The 18,846-nt window shown below is 64.1% G+C and carries 19 protein-coding genes and 1 tRNA gene; 12 read left to right on the top strand and 8 right to left on the bottom strand.

Annotated elements, in window-relative coordinates; all coding sequences use genetic code 11:
* Nucleotides 1-58: 58 nt before the first annotated feature.
* From pstC to pstB, 3 genes are read left to right on the top strand one after another with little or no spacing between them, the layout of a single operon-like run.
* Nucleotides 59-1,006 (top strand): phosphate ABC transporter permease subunit PstC, encoded by a 948-nt coding sequence (gene pstC, locus IWX62_RS01195; RefSeq protein WP_333483133.1) that lies wholly within the window; start codon nt 59-61, stop codon nt 1,004-1,006.
* Nucleotides 1,006-2,109, top strand: a complete 1,104-nt coding sequence (pstA, locus tag IWX62_RS01190) for a phosphate ABC transporter permease PstA (RefSeq protein ID WP_196839531.1) — start codon at nt 1,006-1,008, stop codon at nt 2,107-2,109. The genes pstC and pstA overlap by 1 nt, the downstream gene beginning before the upstream one ends.
* Nucleotides 2,110-2,138: 29 nt before the next feature.
* A complete protein-coding gene (pstB, locus tag IWX62_RS01185) occupies nt 2,139-2,918 on the top strand; it encodes a phosphate ABC transporter ATP-binding protein PstB (RefSeq protein WP_196839530.1) in 780 nt (259 codons plus the stop codon).
* 94 nt (nt 2,919-3,012) lie between these two features.
* On the opposite strand, the gene IWX62_RS01180 is transcribed toward pstB, so the two are convergent.
* From IWX62_RS01180 to IWX62_RS01165, 4 genes are all read right to left on the bottom strand, one after another.
* Nucleotides 3,013-4,023 (bottom strand): inorganic phosphate transporter, encoded by a 1,011-nt coding sequence (locus tag IWX62_RS01180; protein ID WP_196839529.1) that lies wholly within the window; start codon nt 4,021-4,023, stop codon nt 3,013-3,015.
* The gene (locus IWX62_RS01175) at nt 4,024-4,641 is read right to left on the bottom strand and encodes a DUF47 family protein (protein WP_196839528.1); all 618 of its coding nucleotides are present in this window, start codon (nt 4,639-4,641) and stop codon (nt 4,024-4,026) included. It abuts the gene before it with no gap.
* A gap of 301 nt (nt 4,642-4,942) precedes the next feature.
* Nucleotides 4,943-5,590, bottom strand: a complete 648-nt coding sequence (locus IWX62_RS01170) for a hypothetical protein (protein WP_196839527.1) — start codon at nt 5,588-5,590, stop codon at nt 4,943-4,945.
* Complete coding sequence (locus tag IWX62_RS01165) at nt 5,587-6,243, bottom strand: TetR/AcrR family transcriptional regulator (protein WP_196839526.1); 657 nt, start codon at nt 6,241-6,243, stop codon at nt 5,587-5,589. Before IWX62_RS01165 ends, IWX62_RS01170 begins: the two co-directional genes overlap by 4 nt.
* 76 nt (nt 6,244-6,319) lie before the next feature.
* On the opposite strand from IWX62_RS01165, the gene IWX62_RS01160 reads away from it, so the two are divergent.
* The 6 genes from IWX62_RS01160 (at nt 6,320) to IWX62_RS01135 (ending at nt 11,080) form a co-directional block, all read left to right on the top strand.
* A complete protein-coding gene (locus IWX62_RS01160; protein WP_196839525.1) occupies nt 6,320-8,080 on the top strand; it encodes an ABC transporter ATP-binding protein in 1,761 nt (586 codons plus the stop codon).
* 98 nt (nt 8,081-8,178) lie between these two features.
* Nucleotides 8,179-8,254 (top strand) — tRNA-Lys (locus IWX62_RS01155).
* 190 nt (nt 8,255-8,444) lie between these two features.
* The gene (locus IWX62_RS01150; RefSeq protein ID WP_196839524.1) at nt 8,445-9,071 is read left to right on the top strand and encodes a hypothetical protein; all 627 of its coding nucleotides are present in this window, start codon (nt 8,445-8,447) and stop codon (nt 9,069-9,071) included.
* A gap of 198 nt (nt 9,072-9,269) precedes the next feature.
* Nucleotides 9,270-9,500: a hypothetical protein gene (locus IWX62_RS01145; protein WP_196839523.1), complete on the top strand. Its 231-nt coding sequence runs from the start codon at nt 9,270-9,272 to the stop codon at nt 9,498-9,500.
* Between the two features lie 129 nt (nt 9,501-9,629).
* Entirely contained in the window at nt 9,630-10,364 is a 735-nt protein-coding gene (locus tag IWX62_RS01140; RefSeq protein WP_196839522.1) for a hypothetical protein, read from the top strand.
* A complete protein-coding gene (locus tag IWX62_RS01135) occupies nt 10,361-11,080 on the top strand; it encodes a hypothetical protein (protein WP_196839521.1) in 720 nt (239 codons plus the stop codon). Before IWX62_RS01140 ends, IWX62_RS01135 begins: the two co-directional genes overlap by 4 nt.
* 168 nt (nt 11,081-11,248) lie before the next feature.
* Here the strand turns inward: IWX62_RS01135 and IWX62_RS01130 are convergent, their stop codons facing one another.
* Together IWX62_RS01130 and IWX62_RS01125 are read right to left on the bottom strand one after the other, a co-directional pair.
* Complete coding sequence (locus IWX62_RS01130; RefSeq protein ID WP_196839520.1) at nt 11,249-11,974, bottom strand: response regulator; 726 nt, start codon at nt 11,972-11,974, stop codon at nt 11,249-11,251.
* Nucleotides 11,971-13,563 (bottom strand): ATP-binding protein, encoded by a 1,593-nt coding sequence (locus IWX62_RS01125; protein ID WP_196839519.1) that lies wholly within the window; start codon nt 13,561-13,563, stop codon nt 11,971-11,973. Before IWX62_RS01125 ends, IWX62_RS01130 begins: the two co-directional genes overlap by 4 nt.
* A 163-nt stretch (nt 13,564-13,726) precedes the next feature.
* Here IWX62_RS01125 and IWX62_RS01120 point away from each other — a divergent pair, with 163 nt between their 5' ends.
* From IWX62_RS01120 to IWX62_RS01110, 3 genes are read left to right on the top strand one after another with little or no spacing between them, the layout of a single operon-like run.
* Complete coding sequence (locus tag IWX62_RS01120) at nt 13,727-14,722, top strand: Bug family tripartite tricarboxylate transporter substrate binding protein (protein ID WP_196839518.1); 996 nt, start codon at nt 13,727-13,729, stop codon at nt 14,720-14,722.
* Nucleotides 14,723-14,727: 5 nt separating this feature from the next.
* The gene (locus tag IWX62_RS01115) at nt 14,728-15,270 is read left to right on the top strand and encodes a tripartite tricarboxylate transporter TctB family protein (protein WP_196839517.1); all 543 of its coding nucleotides are present in this window, start codon (nt 14,728-14,730) and stop codon (nt 15,268-15,270) included.
* Nucleotides 15,263-16,816, top strand: coding sequence for a tripartite tricarboxylate transporter permease (locus IWX62_RS01110; RefSeq protein ID WP_196839516.1), 1,554 nt, complete (start codon nt 15,263-15,265; stop codon nt 16,814-16,816). Before IWX62_RS01115 ends, IWX62_RS01110 begins: the two co-directional genes overlap by 8 nt.
* A gap of 13 nt (nt 16,817-16,829) precedes the next feature.
* On the opposite strand, the gene IWX62_RS01105 is transcribed toward IWX62_RS01110, so the two are convergent.
* Both IWX62_RS01105 and ptsP read right to left on the bottom strand, forming a co-directional pair.
* Complete coding sequence (locus IWX62_RS01105) at nt 16,830-17,108, bottom strand: HPr family phosphocarrier protein (protein WP_196839515.1); 279 nt, start codon at nt 17,106-17,108, stop codon at nt 16,830-16,832.
* Nucleotides 17,109-17,134: 26 nt separating this feature from the next.
* Nucleotides 17,135-18,832 (bottom strand): phosphoenolpyruvate--protein phosphotransferase, encoded by a 1,698-nt coding sequence (gene ptsP, locus IWX62_RS01100; protein WP_196839514.1) that lies wholly within the window; start codon nt 18,830-18,832, stop codon nt 17,135-17,137.
* Nucleotides 18,833-18,846: the final 14 nt, after the last annotated feature.

Below are 18,846 nucleotides of genomic sequence, written 5' to 3'. Positions count from 1 at the left end.
CCGCCTGCTCTCGGGCCCCAGCAGGAACAATCCATTACCAGCACTGAAGGGTTCACTAGTGTCCACGAAGACGGTGTCTCCGAACACGTTGCGCAGAGACGGCGACAGCGGCCAATCAGGGGACAAGATTTTCTCCACAGCCAGCCTGTTGGCCGGCTGTCTGATTCTCGCCGTGCTGTTCAGCGTGGCGATTTTCCTGCTAGTCCAGGCCTTTCCCACCTTCGTCGCCGATCCAGCTGACATCTCGGGCGGTAATGGCTTCGGTTCCTACATCTGGCCGATCGTCATCGGTACGGTGATCGCGGCCACCATCGCCCTGATTATCGCCACCCCGGTGGGGATCGGTGTCGCGCTGTTCATCTCGCACTATGCGCCCCGCAGGCTCGCTCAGGGCTTTGGCTATTTGATCGATCTGCTGGCCGCCATCCCCTCGGTCGTTTACGGCGCCTGGGGTTACGCGGTGCTGGCACCCCAACTGGCGTTGGCCTATGACTGGCTGGCAACAAACCTCGGGTGGATCCCCATTTTCGAAGGGCCCGCCAGCAACACCGGGCGAACGATGCTGACCGCCGGAATCGTGCTCGCGGTGATGGTGTTGCCCATCATCACCTCGCTCAGCCGGGAAATCTTCCTGCAGACACCCAAGCTCCATGAAGAGGCTTCGCTGGCGCTTGGCGCCACCCGCTGGGAAATGATCAAGATGGCCGTGCTGCCCTTCGCCCGTCCAGGAATCATCAGCGCCGCGATGCTCGGGCTGGGCCGGGCCCTCGGCGAGACGATGGCAGTGGCACTGGTGCTCTCGGGGGGCGCACTGACTGCCAGCCTGATCCAGACCGGCAACCAGACCATCGCCGCTGAGATCGCCCTCAACTTCCCCGAGGCGTTCGGTCTTCGGCTGAGTGAGCTCATCGCAGCCGGTCTTGTCCTCTTTGTCATCACCCTGGCCGTGAACATGATCGCCCGCTGGATCATCAGCCGCCACAAGGAATTCTCAGGTGCCAACTAATGAGTAACTCAACCATGACCCGGCGTCCTTCCCAGTTCACCAAGAACAAGCTGCCCAAATGGTCCATCTGGGCGGTACTGGCCGGCGCCGTGATCCTCGGAGCGGCCGTGTCGGCCCTACTCGGGTTCAACCCCGTAGCGATGGCCCTTTTTGCAGCAGTGTTCTTCGTCGTCGGCGGCACTGCGGCGTCGGCCGTGGTCGAAGGCGGCCGCAAGGCGCGCGATCGGCTGGCCACCTACCTGATCGTCGGCGCGTTCATTGTTGCCGTCCTCCCGCTGTTCTCGGTCCTCTGGACGGTCCTGGAACGCGGTATCCCCGGAATGACCAGCGACTTCCTGTTCCGTTCGATGAATGGACTCACCGGCGCCATTGACAACCAGAGTGTTGCTGACGGTACACCGGTACTGGGCGGCGCTTACCACGCCATTCTCGGCACCCTCCAGATCACGCTCTGGGCCACCATCATCTCGGTGCCGGTGGGACTGCTGGCGGCCATCTACCTGGTGGAATACTCGACCGGCGGTCCACTCAGCCGGGCGATCACCTTCTTCGTCGACGTGATGACCGGCATCCCGTCCATCGTTGCCGGCCTGTTCGCCGCGGCGCTGTTCGGTTTGATCTTCGGCCCGGGCACCCGCACCGGCTTCGTCGCTGCGGCGGCGCTGTCGGTGCTGATGATCCCGGTGGTGGTGCGGGCAACAGAGGAAATGCTCAAGATTGTTCCCAACGAACTCCGCGAGGCGTCCTTCGCGCTGGGCGTGCGGAAATGGCGGACCATTACCAAGGTGGTCATCCCGACCGCCATCTCGGGCATCGCCTCGGGTGTCACCCTGGCGATTGCCCGGGTGATCGGCGAGACAGCACCCATCCTGGTGACGGCAGGATTTGCCACAGGGATCAACCTCGACGTCTTCAGCGGCTGGATGAGCACCCTGCCCACCTACATCTACTACCAGATCATCACGCCGACGTCGCCCACCAGTACCGATCCGAGTATTCAACGCGCGTGGGCGGCTGCTCTGGTGCTGATCATCCTCGTGATGCTACTCAACCTCGTCGCCCGTCTGATTGCCCGGATGTTCGCCCCCAAAACCAGCCGCTAACCGGCGCTGCACAACCCCTAAGGATTTAGATGTCAAAGCGTATCGACGTCAAGGACTTGAACGTCTACTACAGCAAGTTCCTCGCAGTTGAAGACGTCAATGTGACCATTGAGGCCAGTTCCGTTACCGCATTCATCGGCCCTTCGGGCTGCGGCAAGTCGACCTTCCTGCGGACACTGAACCGGATGCACGAAGTAATCCCCGGCGCCCGTGTGGAGGGTGAGGTGCTGCTCGACGGCGACGACCTGTACGACGACGCCGTTGACCCGGTGCATGTGCGCAGCCAGATCGGGATGGTCTTCCAGCGCCCCAACCCGTTTCCCACCATGTCCATCAGGGACAACGTGCTCGCCGGTGTGAAGCTCAACAGCAAGCGCATCAGCAAATCCGATGCCGACGCGCTGGTGGAGAAGTCGTTGCGCGGGGCCAACCTGTGGAATGAAGTGAAGGATCGCCTCGACCGCCCGGGCTCAGGATTGTCCGGCGGTCAGCAGCAGCGACTGTGTATCGCCCGGGCGATAGCAGTATCCCCAGAGGTCATCCTCATGGACGAACCTTGCTCGGCCCTTGACCCCATCTCCACGCTCGCGATCGAGGACCTGATCAATGAGCTGAAAACCGACTACACGGTGGCCATTGTCACCCACAACATGCAGCAGGCTGCCCGGGTTTCGGACAAGACTGCCTTCTTCAACATCGCGGCAACGGGTATGCCCGGGAAGATGATCGAGTTTGGCAACACCGCCGACATCTTCAACAACCCCCGGGAGAAGTCCACCGAAGACTACGTCTCCGGCCGGTTCGGCTGAGTGATTCTGTCCGGCTAGCCCAAAAGCGGCCCTGAGGGTCAGAGGTGCCGGTTGGACCCGGCGGTTCTGAGCCTTGGGGCCGCTTTTTTCTGGTCTAGAGGAGCGGGCTCATCGCCAGGAAAAGGATGGCGCCGATCGTCGCTGTCACGGCCGCCGTCGAGAACCAGATCAGCAGCACCTTCACCACTTCACGCCCGCGCACGGTCGGGAACCGTTGATTGGCTCCCGCGCCGAGGATCGCCGAGGTCATGGTGTGGGTGCTGGAGAGCGGCATGGACAGGGAGATCGAGCCGACGAAGAGTATCGCCGAGCTGACGCCCTGCGCAGTCATCCCACGCAGCGGGTCCACCCGCACCAGCCGGTGCGACAGGGTGTGGGTAATCCGCCAGCCGCCGAAGAGTGAGCCGGACGCCAGCAACACTGCCGCGAAGATCTGCACCCAGAGCGGGATTCCGGTGCCCGTCGCGACGCCGCTGCCCACCAGGGCCAGCACGATCACCGCCATGGTCCGCTGCCCGTCCTGCAGCCCGTGCCCCAGCGCAAACACTCCCGCGAGCACCGACTGCGCCATCCTGCTGCCCGAATTGACCTTCTGCGGCGGGCTGTACCGGAGCAGCCAGATCGCTGGGAACACCGCCAGATAGGCCAGCAGGTACGCCACGAGTGGTGACAGGAGGAGGGGGAGCGCAATTTGCAGGAGGAACACCTGCTCTGAGTCAGCGATCGACTCGCCTCCGATCAGGGCCGACGCCCCGCCCGAGCCAATCAGCCCCCCGATCAGGGCATGGGTCGACGATGACGGCTTGCCCCGGTACCAGGTGAACACGCCCCAACTGAGCGCAGCGATGAGACCCGCAATGAGAATCCCGAGGCCGACCCGGCCAGGCGGAACGCTCAACGCATCGCCGGTGAAGAGCAGGGCGACGCCGGTCCCCAGGAGCGCGCCAATCAGGTTGAAGAAGGCCACCAGAAGGACTGCGACACTCGGGGTAAGGGCCCGGGTGCGGACCGCAGTGGCAACCGAGTTGGAGACGTCGTGGAACCCGTTGAGAAACGCAAAACCTCCGGCCAGCATCACCACGATGCCGAGGAGGAACGGCTCCACCTAGGATTCCTTGACGAGAATGCTACCCACGTGAGTTGCCACCTTGCGGATGTCCTTGGTGACATCGACGAGCTGATTCGCCACGTCGCGGTGCCGTGCGTAGACCAGCGGCTTGTGATCGGTGAGGAGCTCCGAGCACCAGATCCGGTGGGTGCGTTCGGCGCGTTTGGCTAGCCGGAGGATCTCAATCCAGTACTCCTCCAGTTCGTCCATCGAATTCAGGCGTTTCATTGCGTCGGCGGTGAGCTCCGACTGACGGGTGATGACCTCAAGCTGCTCGGTGGCCCGGCGGCTCAGCTTACTGAGGCGGTACAGCGAGATGAGTTCCGCGGCGCCGTCAAGCTTCTCGATGGCCTCGTTGAGCAGCCGGGACAGGGCGTAAAGATCTTCCCGGGGGAGTGGGTTGACGAAACTGCTGCGCATGGACGTGAGCAATGCGTAATGCAGTTCGGTCGAATTGGCTTCATGCTGGTGCAGTTCTTCGGCGAGGCGATCGTAGTCGCGGGTGGTGGCCCCGAGGATTCCCGACATGGTGCGCACCCCCAGCACCAGTTGCTGCGCCATATCGGAGAGCAGCACAAGGCCGGCATCCTCCTGAGGAAAGAGGCGAAGCTTCACGTGGGCTACCTAACCTGCCGGGGCATCGGATGTGATGGGTTTGCTGCCTAAGAATAACTGACAGTCACGCCGAGGCTCACCGTCGCCGGATGCTCCACGCCTGAACGGCTCGTCCTACCGCCGTTCACCCGGGAAGGTGGTGCTGATGACACAAAAATGGTGCCGAACCGGGAGCGCCTCTCGGCGGAAGGCCGCTCGAAGCGGCTAAATGTTGAAGCCCGGGGGTTCCACGGTCCGACACCACTTTCAGTGTTCTCCTCCGGTGCGCTCATGTCAACATTGGCCCGAAAGACACCGCCTGTCAGTCGAGTTCACCCCGCCGCCATGACGCGGCAGCGTGCTCCAGGTCCTCGGCGGTCTTGATCAATTGATGTGAGTTGCGCGTCAGTTTGGCGGCGTGCGCCCCATTGGCGGGTTCGGCGTCGTCGGCGTGATGGGTCTGGCCCAGGGCAATGACCCGGCAGAACGCGGCGAACCGTTCCAACGCGACGTCAAACTCTCCCTCGAACGCTCCCGAGAGGATGGTGTCCGCCATGGACCGGACCTCCTCCGCCCCGGGAGGCTCCGCGACCCCCGCAATCACGTTGGAGACCTGCGCGACATCCTTACCGGACTCGAAGTAGGAGGCGATGCGTTCGGGGTTCTGCTGGGTGGCAGCGCGGAGCGCGTAGAGCCGCCACAGGGCGCCCGGGAGGGAACGCGCCGGGCTTTCCGCCCACATCTCCGCGATTGCCTCAAGGCCCTGCTGATCGGCCAGTTCGACCAACCGCTGGGTGATCCCCGGGTCGTCGGAGAGGCGGCCGTGATGGACCAGCGCGTGCGCGGAGAGGTGAGCGGCTTCGGAGACCCGCGACGGATCAGCACCACCAGCGAACACTTCAAAGTCCAGCGGCGCGAAGGGCTTGGGCTTGTGATGCCGTGGACTTTGGTTCTCGTAGTTACCGCTCATGAACTGAGGATACTCCTGCCGTTTCCCTCCATGCCAGAGTCTCCGACGAGGGCCGCTTTCGGTCCCACCGCCCCGTCAAGACTGCGCAGGATCATTCGCAGTACCGTGAGCTTCGGTGTGCCTGCTTTTGCCTGCTGGCTCCAGCCGTTGTAGAGCAAAGCCCATAGCACCCCTTCGACCCAGTCGGGAGCCATCTCGGAGTCGATAGTGCCATCGCTGTGGCCTCGACGAACGGTGTCAGAGAGACTGCACCCGACGCCGGAATCCTCCTGCCAGCTTGACTCGTCGCTGAGCTGGGGCTCACTGAACACCACCGAGAGGAGGTCGCCGAGGGCGAAGTATTCGTGGCACAGCCGGTGCAGGGCAGAGATTCCAGTTCCCTCGGCAAGCCGTGCCCTCCCGGCGGCCTGGTTGAGTTGCTCCACGCAGACCTCAACAATTCCTGCCACCAGATCGGTGCGTTCAGGGAAGTAGCGGTGCAGCGTAGTCCGCCCCACCGCAGCGGCAGCGGCGATCTCGGTAAGGGAGGCCTGGGGGTTGGTCGCCAGCATGGCGACGGCTGCCTCGAGGATGGCCTTCCTGGTGCGGGATCTCACGGGGGTGTGTGGGCGGGGGGAGGTGTCAGCTGACGGGGCGGGTGCGGCTGATGTCATAGCTCTAAAGTACCAAGTATGACCGGAATGGAATAGCTATTGACATTTCTGGTACATCGTTGTTCCAATTAGGGTTATGAGCCTTCCTGTTCCTGCTGGCCGCTACCCCCGACTCAGGATCCTCTGGTCCTTCATCCGCCCGCACCGGCGGGTCCTGCTGCTCGGTCTGGTGCTGGGTCTGGTCACCACTGCCACCGCCCTCGCCACCCCGATGGTCACCAAGTGGGTGCTCGATTCGGTGGGCACGACGGCTTCCCTGGCCGAACCAATCGCTGTGCTGCTGACCCTTCTGGTGATTGGCTCAGCAGTCGGGTTATGGCAATGGATCCTGCTGGGCACCCTCGCGGAACGCGTCGTCCTCGACGCACGCGAGTCAATGGTGCGAAGGTTCTTCCAGGCCAAGGTGGCCGAGCTGACCGGGCGTCCCACCGGTGAGCTCGTCACCCGGGTCACTTCGGACACGGTACTGCTGCGGGAGGCGGCTTCCTCAAGTGCGGTCAGCCTGGTCAACGGCACCGTCGCCCTCGTCGGCACCCTCATCCTGATGGGGGTGCTGGACCTCGTGCTCCTCGGGACCACGCTGGGCGCAATCGTCATCGTCGGCATCCTGTTCGCCCTGTTGATGCCACGCATCGCGAAGGCTGAGGAACAAGCCCAGGAGTCGGTAGGAAACCTTGGCGGTGTGCTGGAGGGTGCGCTCAGGGCCGTCCGTACAGTCAAGGCGAGCCGGGCTGAGGACCGGCAAAGCGAGCGGATCGTCACCGAGGCCAGGGAGTCTGCCCGGCATAGTGTGAGGGCTGTCCGCACCCAGGCTGTCGCCTGGACAATTGCCGGCGGCGGAATCCAGTTGGCGATCATTGCGATCCTCGGCATCGGAGCCTGGCGGGTGGGGCTCGGTCTCCTTGAGGTGTCCAGCCTCATCGCCTTCCTCCTCTACGCCTTCGGAATCATGGGCCCCATCTCGGAGCTGACCCAGAACATCACCGCCCTCCAGTCGGGGATCGCCGCCGCGTCACGCATTTCCCAGGTTCAGCGGATGGCGGTCGAGGAGGATACTTCCGGCGTCGGCCGGCAGTCCGGCGTCGCCGACAGTGAAGGGGCGGTCCTGGAGTTCCGCAACGTTCACGCGGCGTATGGGCCTGACGCCGTCCAGGCTGTTGACGGGGTGACGGTCAGTATCCCCCGCGTAGGGCATACGGCGATCGTTGGCCCGTCGGGGGCAGGTAAGACCACCCTCTTCTCCCTCCTCCTGCGGTTCATCGAGCCGCAGGAGGGTGAAATCCTCCTGAACGGACGTCAGTATTCCAGCTACACGCACGCCCACATTCGATCCGAGCTGGCGTACGTCGAGCAGGAGACGCCCATCGTGCCCGGCACCATCCGGGACAATCTGCTGTTCACCCACCCTGATGCCAGCGATGAGGAGATCTGGGAGGCGCTGCGGGCAGTGCGGCTCGACGAGAAGGTGCTGTCGCTTGAGGACGGGCTCGATGCCGAGCTCGCCAGCACCGCTGTGTCCGGCGGGCAGCGGCAACGCATCGCACTCGCCCGTGCCATCCTGCGCACCCCCGCGGTACTGATGCTGGACGAGGCGACTGCCCAGGTTGATGGCCTCACCGAGGCGGCGATCCATGACTGCATCCGCGACCGGGCGTCCCGGGGAGCGGTCCTGACCATCGCCCACCGGCTCTCCACGGTGATCGACGCCGACACCATTCTGGTCATGGAGGACGGCCGGATCAGGGCCAGCGGCACCCATAGCGAGCTGTTGATCAGTGATGACCTGTACCGCCGGCTTGTCGAGGCGTTGCGGATTGTCGAACCCGCCATCGGCTGATTCCCGGCCGCCGGATCGGGGTTGCGTTCTGCACACCGAGGCAGGATGCGATAATGTAGGCAGGTCATTTCGACCACTTCGGTGGTGTGAGGTGATACGGGCCTTTAGCTCAGATGGTAGAGCATCGGACTTTTAATCCGTGGGTCGAGGGTTCGAGCCCCTCAGGGCCCACCATTGTGGGAAACCCGAACACAGAATCCCCGCCGTTGAGCGTAACGGCGGGGATTCTTTGCGTTGGCGAAGAAACTGGGGATTGACGCGGACGGCTTAAACGTCTGCAATGGAGAGTAGGTAATTCCACAAGGGCGCTACGTTTTCGGCCACCCTCGGTCCGTGAACCTCGGCCCCGCCGGGAGGAAGACCGATGGACCTTGCCAGCTTCCTGATCCAGGCGACCATCGCCGTCGTCGTGGTGGGTCTTCTCACGGCTGCCACGGCCATGGCCCTCGCCAGCAGCCTGAAGCGCAACGACGACGTCGACTCCCTGTTCTGGTACGGGTTTTCCGGGTTCCTGGCTGTTGTGCTCGCGGTGATTGGAGCCGCGGCTACCATCCCCGGCAGCGGAGGGATGGTCACTGGCGGGGCTCTGGTCTGCACCGGTCTGGCGGCTGGCTGGTTGTGGCGGGGCGAGCGGGAACGCAGGGTGCGGCTCGAAGACGAGGCGACCCGCCGGGAGGGGGAGAAGGTACGCGCCCGCCATGAGCAGGTTCTCCAGCAGTGGGTCACGTACGAACTGGATCCGGCGGCGGCCATCGACTTCCCGGCGATGACCGATCTCTCCCGCAGCGATACATCCCGGCTGATCCGATCGATGCGTGCCGCAGCTCTGTTGCGGGTCCGGTTCGACGACGGCGACGCTGCGGCCTCCGACTACGAGTCCGCGGTGGAGCGCCTCGAAGCTGACCTGGAGGCTGCGGAAACTGCCGCGGGAGTGGTGCGGCGTGACGGCGTGCCAAGCGACCGTCACCCACCCGGCCGCCCTTTCACCTAGCCAGCGCACCCGGGTACTCTGGCCGACGCCGGGGGCGTCGTGTAGGTTTGGTCGCATGAGAACAATAATTTTCGAGTAGTCCCCTGAGGGCTCTTCCTGATCGAAAACCACACTTGTTGAGGCAGCGCCTCCGAGTGGCGTTTCTTATCCACCACAGCTGTTGAACAGCGTTCAGCAGTACAACATTTAAGGATCACCATGACCGAGCACACGAAAAACCAAGCCCAAGACGACAGTCAGGATCTGTCAGTCCACCTGTCAGAGTCCGCCGCGAAGAAGCTTCAGGACGATCCCCGGGCGAAGCTGGCGCTGGAGAAAAAGAACCCGGATTTTGGGAAGCTCGCCGGATCGCGGAGCACCGGACCGAACCATCAGCCGGTCCACCGCAGCGGTAAACAGGGCAAGACCGAGAAGAAGGCGCGCTGGTAAATTTCCAGACGGTACGGAGTTAAATTGAGACTGGCTCCGCGTTCTGCGTATGGGGGAATCGCAGAATGGGGAGCCAGCAACCTCAGTATACTTCAAATCGACCAGGGGAAGTCCAATTAAGGGGTGGTAATGGCTGTCACAGCCAAGTCTTTCCAGCTGTGGCGGTCCCGGATCGCGCCGGAGGACACCGTTTCGGACGTTTGCCGTAAGGCAGGGATCAAAAGGTCAACCCTCGGTCAGCAGCTGGTTCGTGGGAAGGTGGCCACCGGCACCATTGTCAGTATTGCCCGCGCCTACCACCTGAACCCCGCCCAGGAGCTCGGCAACTTTGACGGCTACCGTGATCTTCCGGACGGGATCCGGCAACCAACCGACGCCGAACTGATCAGCCAGGTCTCCCACATCGACATCCTCCGGCTTGTAGTGGCCCGCAGCCAGGACGAGGAGGCGGTGGGGCGGGACCTGCAGCTTGAACTGGCACCCTTCCCGCACCGGAACTCGGTGCGGGCGTGGATCGATGCCGTCGATCGCGGTGACCTTCGCCAGGGACTGGCGGCGAGAACGGGGATTGCTCCCCAAAATCTTTCAGCGCAGCTCACTGCCGGTCGCCTCACCCCCGAACTGGCGTTGGAGGCTGCCCGGTTTGCCGGTGTGTCACTGGCCAGTGGGCTGGTGGTTACCGGCCTCCTTACTCCCGGCGAGGGGGGCTGGCCGGGCAACGGCAGGCATCGGGCGCTGAGCGTGCTGCAGGACGTCGACCTGGTGCTTCTTGCGAGGGACCGCCTCGACGTGCTGGGTAAATCACTGAAAAAACTTGAGCTGGCACATAGCCGGGACCAAGACCTATGGGAGAACCTCGGATGAGTGAGCAGTTGATCCAGTGGGCCGTGCTGGCGCTATGCGTTTTCTGTGCCTTGTTGCGCGTACCTGATGCTGTCCGCGGCCGGGGGCGCGGCGTGTTTGCTGCCCTGGTGCTGCTGGTAGTCGCAGTGGGCTTGAGCCTGCCGCAGATCTATCTACCGGTGGATGGTTTTCTGGGTGGGATCAACATTGCCAACCTGATCATCAGGCTCTCACTTTTCGCGATTCTGGTGCTCCTGGGCATCAGAATCGCCGCCGCTTTCCGGTCTCCCCGAACCCGCTGGCTGATTGTCGGACCTGTGGGGCTGGCAGTCCTTGGACTGTTCGTGCTAGCAACCGTCGCGCTGTTCGTCATGAGCGAGCTCCCAGAGAGTTCGACCGGCCTGCGGGCCTATCATGAGCAGGTCACCGTCCAGTATTACGCCGAAGCCGGACGGCTCTACCCGGGGTATGTTGCTGCCTGCCTGGTCCTTCCCGCCCTGAAGGGGGTTGTCGGCCCCACCGGCCGTTTGGCGCACCGGGGTGCTTCAGCCCTGCTGGCCGTCGGGTTTGGTGCAGTTACCTTCTTTGCTGTGGCCCGGTTCACCGTGGGCGACCTTGGTCTCTGGGAGGTAATCCTTCCTTTTGGTGCCATCCTGCTGGTCACGACCGGCCTCACCATCATCTGGGCCGCCCGACGGCGTACCAGGCAGGCGCCGCAGAGGAACCAACTTGCGTAGATTGTGACGTTTTCGTGATTGGTACCACCAAAGGTATTCACGTTTTCATCATCGTGTGCCAAAATAATGATTATGTAACTCCGCTTAGCCATGGGGGACGGCGGAGCTACAGTGCGGGGTGGGGCGTCCATTAGAACGGGTGGACGCACCTACCCGTTCTCGATCGGGTTACCCGGTCCAGGCGTAGCGCTTCTCCGGCCGGCCAGCCGCCCCGTACTTGGGAGTGATCTTGGCCTGCTCCTGGGCAACGAGGTACTCGAGATACCGACGTGCACTGACCCGTGCCAGCCCTAATCGCAAAGCCATTTCGGACGCCGAGGATCCGGCCGGATTGGACTTGAGATCGCCGATGACCGCCTCCAGGGTGGGCCCGGACAGACCTTTCGGCAGGACCGGCTGCTGCGGCTTCGAAATCCCACCGGTGGGCCGCCGTTCCCTGGCCGGACCCAGGAGCCGGTCGATCACCGCCTGATCCAGGGCGGGGGAGTTGCCGGCGCTGTGCTCGAGGATACTCAGTCGATGAGCCACATACTGATCGAGGCGTTCCAGCAGGACCTTCGAGTTGAAGGGCTTCACCAGGTAGTGAAGCACCCCGCCGGCCATTGCCGCGCGGACCGTTTCGAGTTCCCGGGCGGCGGTGATGGCGATGATGTCTACGGGATCACCGGGCAGATTGCGGGCCGCGCGAAGTACCTCGATGCCGGACACATCGGGTAGGTGGATATCCAGCAGCACCAACTCAGGTCGCTGGGCGGCGATGAGCTCCAGGCCATCGGCTCCGGTGTAGGCAACACCAACCACTTCGAAGCCGCCGTGCGCCAGCAGGAACCCTGTGTGCACCCCGGCAACCTCGCGGTCATCGTCGATGACCGCAGTGCGGATCAACTGTGTCACTGGTTCTCCACGCGGCCAGCCGCCACTGGTGCTGGGATGGGGGCCAGGCTGACAGAGAACTCAGCACCGCCGAGCGGGGAGGTGCCCACGGTGATCTCCCCCTTGCGGCGCTGGGCAACCCGCTGCAGCAGCGACAACCCGAATCCACGCGCAGCCAACGGTCCGTCTCCCTTGGTGGTGACACCACTTTCGAAGATCCGTTGCCGCACAGCTTCGGGGACGCCAGGGCCATCATCAGACACCGTGATCACGCACCCCGCTTCACCTGCCGTCGTGGAGATATGGATAGTCCCGTCCGAGACGATCGCCTCCATCGCGTTGTCGATCAGGTTGCCAAGGATGGTCACCTGATCGGTGGTCCCGTCCGGGGCAAGGGTCGAATTTCCGTCGATGATCACCTGAATATTCTTCTCTTCACCGATCGTACTCTTCGCCATCAAGAGGCTTGCGGCATCGGGGTCGCTGATTCCCGGGCACAGGTCACCGGACACCACCGATCCACCATGCCCCGACCGGGTGATGAAATCGACTGCCTGCGCGGTCCTGCCGAGTTCAAGGAGGCCGGAAATGACATGCATCTTGTTGGAGAACTCGTGTGCCTGCACCCGCAGCGCCTGGGTGACGTCCCTGGCGCCGTCCAGGTCCTGGAGCAGCTGATGCAGCTCGGTGCGGTCGCGCAGGATGAGTACACTACCCACGCGCCGCCCGTCCACGACGGCCCGGTTGGCCTGGGCGAGCAGGACCCGCTCGCCGACCAGCACAGTGGTCTCCATCGCCCCTGCCGAATTGAGCATCCCCGCGAGGGCTGGCTCGAGAACGTCAGCGACGGGTCGGCCGACCGCCGAGTCGTCAAGGCCCAACAGGCGGCGGGCCTCGTCGTTGAGCAGTGCGACGTGGCCGCGTTCGTCAACCCCGACAACGCCTTCGCCGATCCCGTGCAGCATGGCGTCCCTGGTTTCAAGCAGGGTGGCTATTTCCTCGGGTTCCAGTTTGTAGATCCGTCGCCACACCAGCCGTGACACGTAGATGGCTCCCGCCGAGCCCATCAGGGCAGCAGCGATCAGCCAGACCAACAGCTGGGGAAGATCCTCTTGCAGGTCCTGGCTCAGCCGCGACTCCAGAATGCCCACCGAAGCCGTCCCGATGACCGTGCCCCCGGCGTCGAAGATGGGCACCTTGACCCGCCAGGACTCTCCCAGGGTCCCGGTCTGGGTGCCCACGAAGGTGTCGCCCGATAGGGGCACGGAGGGGTCGGTGGACACCATGCTCCCGATCATGTCGGGGTTGGGGTGGGAGTAGCGGATCCCCAGGTCGTCCGTGACCACCACATAGGTGACGTTGGTGGATTGGGCGATGAGGTCGGCGATCGGCTGGATGGTGTCGCTCGGGCGGTCGTCGTCGAACGCCTCGATGATGGTTGGCAGCCGCGCCACCGACTGGGCCACACCGACCATCCGCGATTCGTAGGCGTCCCGGATCTGCTGCTCCTGCATCCTGATCGCCACCGATCCCGCGATGAGGACGACGATCAGCACAATGGACAGCTGCAGGAGAAACAACTGTGACCTAAGCGACAGTGACCGGATCATCCTGCCATTTTGGCACGTCAGCGGCCCCTCGGCGCTGCAGGCCACATGTCCGTAATGACCAATAAGCGCGTTATGTCCGTATTCTTTCCCACCCGATGAGGACTCCCTACGATGAACCGGACGGCTTGGTGACCTGCATCACGCCACTGAAAGGAATCTCATCATGAAGCTTGATCGCCCAATGAAGCGCCATTCGGCTTTCGTCGCCGTGGCGGCTGTCTCAGTCCTTGCCCTGTCGGCCTGCGGCGACAGCGGCGCCGAAACCCCCGAAGGTGGCATCGATCGCCTGAACATCGTTGTGCCAGCCGATCCTGGAGGTGGCTGGGACCAGACCGGTCGTGCCATCCAGACCGACCTTGAAGAGAACGAGCTGGTTGGCAGCGCCTCGGTGGTCAACGTTGGCGGCGCCGGCGGCACCAACGGCCTGGCCCAGCTCGCCACCGAACAGGACCCCAACACACTGATGGTGATGGGCTACGTAATGGTGGGTGCAGTGGAGACCAACGCGGCGGAGACCCGGATCGAAGACACCACCCCGATCGCGAGGCTCACCGATGAGCCGCTCATCGTCGTCGTGCCCGCCGACTCGCCGTACCAGACCATCGACGACCTGATCAGCGACATTGAAGAAAACGGGCAGGCCGTTTCAGTGACCGGCGGCTCGGCAGGAGGCGCCGACCACATCCTCGCCGGCATGATGCTGAAGGCCGAGGGGGTTGCCTCCGACAAGCTCAACTACATCCCTTACTCCGGCGGCGGGGAATCGCTGGCCGCACTGCTGGGCAACCAGGTATCGGCAGGCATTTCGGGTGTCGGCGAATACGCGGAACAGGTCAAAGCCGGAACAGTGCGCGCCCTTGCCGTCTCCGGCGAAGAACCAGCCGCCCAGGTGCCCGAGGTGGAAACCCTGACAGACCAGGGCATTGACGTGGTGCTGACCAACTGGCGTGGCGTCGTTGCTCCGGGCACGATCGACGAGGCACAGGCGACAGCCCTCACCGACCTGGTCACCGAACTTCACGAGACCGAGTCCTGGCAGGAGACCCTGACCGAGAACAACTGGGCCGATGCCTTCCTCGTCGGCGAGGAATTCCAGACGTTCCTCGATGAGGACATCGCCACCGTCAAGACCACCCTGACAGACATCGGGTTGCTGTAACCACTATGAGCATCCACCCAGCAGAGGCACAGGCCAGCGGAGCGCGGACCGCCGGCAAGCCCATCGGAGAGATCATATTCGCGGCGGGAGTCCTCAGCCTCGGCATCGTCGGGTTCGTGGCCGGTGCGGGGATCAAGACGCCGCCGTCCGCGACCGGGATCGGGCCACGGGAATTCCCGTTCATCGTGTCCGGTTTCCTCGTGCTGCTCGGCGCCGCGATCATCGTCCAGCTTCTGCGGGGACGCAGGGGCGCACCGGAGGAAGGCGAGGACGTTGATCCTGATGCGAAGACTGACTGGCTCACCGTGGCCAAACTCGTCGGATTCGTGGCGCTTCACATCCTGCTGATTGTCCCGGCGGGCTGGCCGGTCGCTGCTGCGGTGCTGTTCTTTGGGGCCAGTTGGACTCTGGGAAGCCTGTCCTGGTGGCGGACCGCTGTCATCGCCGTCGTGATGGCGCTCGTGCTTCAGTTTGTGTTCGCCGGTCTGCTGGGTGTTTCCCTGCCAGCGGGCTTCCTCCTGGAAGGGGTGGAGATCTTCAATGGATAACTTTATGGCCCTGATGGAGGGCTTCTCGGTTGCCATGCAGCCGATGTATCTGTTGTTCGCGCTGGGCGGCGTGCTGGTCGGTACGGCAGTCGGTGTGCTGCCAGGTATCGGCCCGGCCATGGCTATTGCACTGTTGATGCCGATTACGTACAGCCTCGACCCTACGGCCGCGATCATTGTGTTCGCCGGGATCTATTACGGCGGCATGTACGGCGGGTCAACCACCTCGATCCTGTTGAATACACCGGGTGAATCAGCGTCGGTGGTCACGGCGCTTGAAGGCAACAAGATGGCCAAGGCGGGACGCGGGGCGGCGGCTCTGGCGACGGCGGCAGTCGGCTCGTTCGTCGCGGGTACCATCGCAACGGTCCTCCTGACTTTCCTCGCCCCAATGCTCGCCGAATTCGCCGTGAAAATCGGCCCGGTGGAGTACGTCGCGTTGATGGTGGTCGCCTTCCTCACCGTTGGTGCGCTGCTGGGTGCCTCGGTGCTGCGGGGACTCGCGTCCCTGTGCATCGGCTTGTTCCTCGCCTTTGTGGGCGTTGATGCCCTGACGGCGCAGCAGCGGTACACGTTCGGTAACCCGTTCCTCACCGACGGCATCGATGTGGTGCTGGTGGCCGTGGCCCTGTTCGCCATGGGGGAGGCGCTCTACATTGCCTCCCGGATGCGGCACGGGTCGGTCGCCGTCATCCCAGTCAGCGGAAACTGGCGGAAGTGGATGAAGCGTGACGACTGGCGCCGGTCCTGGAAGCCCTGGCTCCGTGGCACAGTCATCGGGTTCCCCATCGGCACCATCCCGGCGGGCGGCGCCGACGTCGCCACCTTCGTCTCCTACGCTGCCGAGCGCAAACTAGCCAAGGGGGAGAACAAGGCGCAGTTCGGGAAGGGCGCCATCGAAGGCGTCGCTGGTCCCGAGGCGGCCAACAATGCTGCGGCGGCCGGTGTGCTGGTTCCCCTGCTCACGCTGGGTATCCCCACTACTGCCACGGCAGCGATCATGCTGGTTGCTTTCCAGCGCTACCAGATCCAGCCCGGGCCGCTGCTGTTCGAGGTGGAGGGCGCCCTGGTGTGGGCCCTGATCGCCAGCCTGTATGTGGGCAACCTGATGCTGCTGGTACTGAATCTGCCCCTCGTCGGACTGTGGGTGAAGATCCTTCAGATCCCTCGCCCGTACCTGTACGCGGGCATCTTGGTCTTCGCGGCCCTCGGCTCCTACTCGGTAAACTTCACACCGGTGGATGTCTGGATTCTCTTGGTTATCGGGTTGCTGGGGTTCTTTATGCGCCGCTACGGCTACCCCATTGCGCCGATGGTGGTGGGGCTGATCCTCGGTCCCATCTTCGAGGATCAGCTCCGCCGGTCCATGGCCATCTCGCAGGGCGACCCGACCGCGCTGATCACGTCGCCGATCGCGGCGGTGATCTACGCGACCCTTGCGCTGATCTTCGTGCTGTCGTTCTGGATGAAGAAGCGTCAAAAGGCTATGGAAGCGTCCCTGTCGGACGCTTCGGTCACCACCGGGGGCGAACAACGTCCTGTCTGAGTACAGCTAGCCGTTACTCGGCGTCGTGATCGGTTTCCAGGATCTTCGCCAGCGTTTCGAGGGCCTCCTCGGCGCCGTCGCCGTCTGCACGCAGCACGACGACGTCGCCGTGGGAGGCCCCGAGGCCCATCAGTGACAGGATGCTCGACGCATCCATGGCGTCTTCGGCGGGCTCACCCTCCAGCGCGATGGTGACCTCGAGGGGGAGCTCCCCGGCCGCCTCCGCGAAGATGGCTGCTGGCCGGGCGTGCAGGCCAACACGGCTCGCGACTGTGGCTTTGCGTTCTGACATAGGGTTTTCCTCCTTGATTGGGGCGCTCACTGGCCCAGGGTTTCCAGAATGGGGAGCCGTCCACGGACAGCTGCGCGACCGGCGTCGGCGGTGGGGGCGGCAAGGGCCAGGACCGCGAGTTCCTGGGCCTCATGGCGGGTCACCGAGGCAAGCACCGCTGCGACGGTGGGAAGCGACCTGGCCGACATGGAGAGGGTCTGAACTCCCAGACCCACCAGCACGACGGCGAGGGCAGGATCCGCTGCTGCCTCGCCGCACACTCCCACCGGCTTGGCGCTCGACGACGACGCCGCTGCGGCTTCGCTGCCCGCGACGGTCAGCTTGATGAGCTGCAGGACCGCCGGCTGCCACGAGTCGTTCAGGGTGGCCAGCTGACCGAGTTGCCGGTCGGCGGCCATCGTGTACTGGGTGAGGTCATTGGTGCCCAGCGAGGCGAAGCCCACATGGTGCAGGATTGCCTCGGAAGTCAGCGCGGCTGAAGGCACTTCGACCATCACTCCGGGCTGGTTCAGGCCTTCGGCAAGGCACAGCCCACCGAAGGCTTCGGCTTCCGCCGCCGTGGATATCATCGGCGCCATCACCCACACCTCGGCCTCGGTGTCCGCTGCGGCACGCGCGATTGCCTGCAGCTGGCGGGTCAGGACGCCCGGACTGACCGATCCGGTCCGGTATCCCCTGACGCCCAGTGCTGGGTTGGGTTCCGAGGCGTCGGTGAGGAACGGGAGCGGCTTGTCGGCACCGGCGTCGAGCGTCCTCACCACCACCTTGCGGCCCGGGAAGGCGTCGAACACCTCCCGATACGCTGCCGCCTGTTCGTCGCCGCTGGGCTCCGTCTCACGATCAAGGAAACAGAATTCGGTGCGCAGCAGACCCACACCCTCGGCCCCCGCAGCGGCGGCAGCACGGGCGTCCTTACCGGACCCCACGTTGGCGAGGAGCGGCACCAGATGTCCGTCAGCGGTGACGCCCGTCCCGTTGAACGTGCCGAGAGCGGCTGACTGCTCCACCCACCGGTCCGCTGACGAACGCTCATCGTCACCTGGTTCAGTGACAATACTTCCGGTGGCGCCGTCCACGAACACCACGGTTCCGGGCTCGATGGCTTCCGCGCCGGGCGCCGCCACCACTGCAGGCAGTCCCAATGCGCGGGCCAGGATGGCCGTGTGCGACTGGGGGCCGCCGCTACTGGTGATCAGCGCGAGCACCTTGGAGGAGTCCAGGGTTGCGGTATCCGCCGGGGCAAGGTCCTCGGCGGCGAGAATGAAGGGCTGCTCCGACGTCGGAATGCCCGGAGCGGGAAGCCCGCGAAGTTCAGCGACCAGCCGTGCCCGCACGTCGTGGACGTCCTGGGTGCGTTCGGCCATGTATCCGCCAAGGCCACGCAGCATGTCGGCGACGGCGGATCCGGCCTCCCACACGGCGCGTTCAGCCGAGCTTCCGGCCATGATGAGCTTGGTCGCCGACTTCAGCAGCATCGGGTCGGTGGCCATCATTGCTGTGGCCTCCAGGACGGCGCTCGCGTCCTTCGACGCGGCGTCCGCGCGACGCTTCAGCTCGGCCTGGACCGCTTTGGAAGCGACCTTCAGGCGTGCGGTTTCAGCTTCGGCGGTCGTCTCCGGACCCCACCGCTCATCCGAACGTGGTTCGGGTGCGCTGCCAGGCATCTGGAGGACAGGCCCGATGACTCGGCCAGGGCTGACCCCGACTCCGGTTAGTCTCGTCATTGAAATACCCTCCG

Source organism: Arthrobacter sp. CAN_A1, from assembly GCF_015751665.1.
GTDB lineage: Bacteria > Actinomycetota > Actinomycetes > Actinomycetales > Micrococcaceae > Arthrobacter_D.
Note: the sequence above shows the minus strand (reverse complement) of the source record. Positions and strands in the feature narration are given on the sequence as shown.